Origin of the sequence: Comamonas sp., from assembly GCF_036666375.1 — a bacterium.
GTDB lineage: Bacteria > Pseudomonadota > Gammaproteobacteria > Burkholderiales > Burkholderiaceae_C > Comamonas.
Map to the genome: position 1 here is coordinate 1 of NZ_JAVWWA010000204.1, position 3,231 is coordinate 3,231.

A 3,231-nucleotide genomic window follows, 5' to 3' on the forward strand; every position below is an offset into this window, starting at 1 on the left:
GGATAGATCTTGTCGGGATGGCTCAGCATGGGCTTGTTGGCTTCGAAGATCGCCGGGTACTTGTTGGCATCGCCGTAATACTTCTTGGCGATTGCCGACAGCGTGTCGCCGCGCACCACATCGTGGTACTGGGCTTCAGGCTCGGGGTTGGTGACCTTCATCTGATTGTCGACCGAAGTCACGCTGGCGACATTGCCGCAGCACAGCGTGATCTTTTCCTTCGCGGCCTGGGTGGGGGCGTCGCCCGTCACAGTGACCTTGCCTTGCGTGCCGTCGAATGTCACCTTGACATTGCTCGCGCCCAGATTCTGGCTGGCGATGTAGGCTTCGATCGCGCTGGCGGCCTTGATGTTCAGGTCGTCCTGCGATGCGCCTGGCACGGGTGCCGCCTGGGCATCCTTGCCGCCAAACAACTTCTCGCCAGCTTCCTTGATGAAAGAGAAAAGACCCATGGGATGACTCCTGTGAAAAGCAAAGAGGTCCCACTCTAGCCTGAGTTCGGCCATCGCGGCGTCGGATAACGACTTGTCAAGACATTTCAATACATTTGCGTCCGACGCCAATAAGACGACGCGCGGCCGCGCGAATCCCCCGGCCGGGGCAAAACTCCGCATAATTCGCCGCATGACATTTCTGGCCATCGACGTTGGCAACACCCGTCTCAAATGGGCGATGTACGACGCGGCGCACCCTGGCGCCAACCTGCTGGCGCATGGCGCCGAATTCCTCGAACACATCGATCAACTGGCGGAAACCGGTTGGGCGGGCCTGCCCGCGCCCGATCGCATGCTCGGTTGCGTGGTCGCGGGCGATGCGGTCATGCGCCGCGTGCAGCAGCAGATCGAGCAGATGGCGGATTGGGATGTCGTGCCGCAGTGGGTCGTGCCTTCGGTGGCCGAAGCCGGCGTGATCAACGGCTACGACCACCCGACACGCCTTGGCGCCGACCGCTGGGTGGCGATGATAGGCGCGCGCCACCAGGTGCTGCGCCAGGGCCCGCCTCGGCCGCTGGTCGTGGTGATGGTGGGCACGGCGGTGACGGTCGATGCGCTGGACGCCGAAGGCCACTTCCTAGGCGGACTGATTCTTCCCGGCCACGGCATCATGCTGCGCGCGCTCGAGACCGGTACCGCAGGCCTGCATGTGCCCACGGGCGAGGTCACGCTGTTCCCGACCAATACCAGCGATGCGCTCACCAGTGGCGGCACCTATGCGATCGCCGGTGCCGTGGAGCGCATCTACCAGCATCTGAGCGCACGCTGCGGCGAAGCGCCGGCCTGCATCATGGCCGGTGGCGCGGGCTGGAAAATGGCACCCAGCATGTCGCGTCCGTTTGAGCTGACCGATAACCTGATCTTCGATGGCCTGCTGGTGATTGCCGCGCAGCGCTGGACTGCCTGAACTGGCGCTGACTCTGGCGAGTTTGTGAGGATTTGTCCTGAGCGGGCATGTCTGCTCAGGCTGGGCACAGGAGCATGAACCCGCTGCTTGACGGCTTGGCGCCATCGGGCCTTGCGTGCGGCGATCGCGGGCGGCCAGGGCCCGGGCATGCCGCACGGATTCATCGCGCTGCACGGATTACCGCTGGTGACTCGCATTGGTGCACACATTAATGCGTCAATGAGATAATTGAAAGCTTCGCCGAGAGGCATTTACATACACCACCCATGATTCTGATCACAGGCGGCGCAGGCTTTATCGGTGCCAATTTCGTCCTTGACTGGCTGTCGGTGCATGACGAGCCGGTCGTCAACCTCGACAAACTGACCTATGCGGGCAATGTGCACAACCTTGCGAGCCTGCAGGGTGATGACCGCCATGTGTTCGTGCAGGGCGACATCGGCGACAGCGCCCTGGTGTCCGAGCTGCTGCGCAAGCACCGGCCGCGCGCCGTGGTCAACTTCGCCGCGGAAAGCCATGTGGACCGTTCCATCCATGGTCCCGAGGATTTCATCCAGACCAACATCGTCGGCAGCTTCCGCCTGCTCGAGGCGGTGCGCGCCTATTGGAGCGAGCTCGAAGGCGAAGCCAAGACCGCATTCCGCTTCCTGCATGTGTCCACGGACGAGGTCTACGGCAGCCTGGCGCCCGATGCCCCGGCGTTCACCGAGTCGCACAACTACGAGCCCAACAGCCCGTACTCGGCGAGCAAGGCCGCGAGCGACCATCTGGTGCGCGCCTGGCACCACACCTACGGCCTGCCGGTGCTGACCACCAACTGCAGCAACAACTACGGCCCGCTGCATTTCCCCGAGAAGCTGATCCCGCTGATGATCGTCAATGCCCTGGCCGGCAAGCCGCTGCCCATCTATGGCGACGGCATGCAGGTGCGCGACTGGCTTTACGTCAAGGACCACTGCAGCGCCATTCGCCGCGTGCTCGAGGCCGGCCGTCTGGGAGAGACCTACAACGTCGGCGGCTGGAACGAAATGCCCAACGTCGAGATCGTCAACAAGGTCTGTGCCTTGCTCGATGAGCTGCGCCCGCGTGCCGACGGCCAGTCGTACCGCGCGCAGATCAGCTATGTCAAGGACCGGCCCGGCCACGACCGCCGCTACGCGATCGACGCCCGCAAGCTCGAGCGCGAGCTGGGCTGGAAGCCGGCCGAGACCTTCGAGACCGGTATCCGCAAGACGGTGCAGTGGTACCTGGACAATCCCGAATGGGTGGCGCAGGTGCAAAGCGGTTCCTACCGGGACTGGGTGCAGACTCAATACGCCAGCGCATGAAAATCGTTCTTCTGGGCTCCACGGGCCAGGTCGGCTGGGAACTGCAGCGCAGCCTGGCCGTGCTTGGCGAAGTCATTCCCCTGAGCCGCCAGGGCACGCCCGCGGTCGATTTCGCCGATCCCGAAAGCGTGGCGCGCAGCGTGCGCGCGCTGCGCCCCGACGTGATCGTCAATGCGGCAGCGCACACGGCTGTCGACAAGGCCGAGGCCGAGCCGGAGCTCGCGCGCCTGCTCAATGCGACCACGCCCGGCTTGCTGGCGCGCGAAGCGCAGGCGCTGGGCGCGTTGCTGGTGCACTACAGTACCGACTATGTGTTCGACGGCAGCGGCAGCGAGGCACGCTCCGAGGATGCGCCCACAGCTCCGCTGTCGGTCTATGGCCGCACCAAGCTCGAAGGCGAGCAGGCGATTGTCGCGTCCGGCTGCCGGCACCTGATTTTCCGCACCAGCTGGGTCTATGCGGCGCGCGGCGGCAATTTCGCCAAGACCATGCTGCGCCTGGC

The 3,231-nt window shown here is 64.4% G+C and carries 4 protein-coding genes; 3 read left to right on the forward strand and 1 reads right to left on the reverse strand.

Features of this window, described 5'->3' with window-relative positions; translation table 11 throughout:
• Window positions 1-452: peptidoglycan-binding protein LysM (gene lysM, locus RR928_RS24540; RefSeq protein WP_332684687.1), on the reverse strand; the 452-nt coding region annotated here is incomplete at its 3' end.
• A 172-nt stretch (window positions 453-624) separates the two neighbouring features.
• Here lysM and RR928_RS24545 point away from each other — a divergent pair.
• The 3 genes from RR928_RS24545 to RR928_RS24555 all read left to right on the forward strand — a co-directional run.
• Window positions 625-1,401, forward strand: coding sequence for a type III pantothenate kinase (locus RR928_RS24545; protein ID WP_332538979.1), 777 nt, complete (start codon window positions 625-627; stop codon window positions 1,399-1,401).
• A 266-nt stretch (window positions 1,402-1,667) separates the two neighbouring features.
• On the forward strand, window positions 1,668-2,729 hold the full coding sequence (rfbB, locus tag RR928_RS24550; RefSeq protein ID WP_332548372.1) for a dTDP-glucose 4,6-dehydratase: 1,062 nt from the start codon (window positions 1,668-1,670) through the stop codon (window positions 2,727-2,729).
• Window positions 2,726-3,231, forward strand: a 506-nt coding sequence (locus RR928_RS24555; protein ID WP_332684689.1) for an SDR family oxidoreductase, incomplete at its 3' end; no start/stop codon positions are given. The genes rfbB and RR928_RS24555, both read left to right, overlap by 4 nt.

What these genes read in the sequence shown, in the direction of transcription:
- RR928_RS24545 (WP_332538979.1), top strand. Translation starts at nt 625, where the DNA reads ATGACATTTCTGGCCATCGACGTTGGCAACACCCGTCTCAAATGGGCG.
- rfbB (WP_332548372.1), top strand. Translation starts at nt 1,668, where the DNA reads ATGATTCTGATCACAGGCGGCGCAGGCTTTATCGGTGCCAATTTCGTC.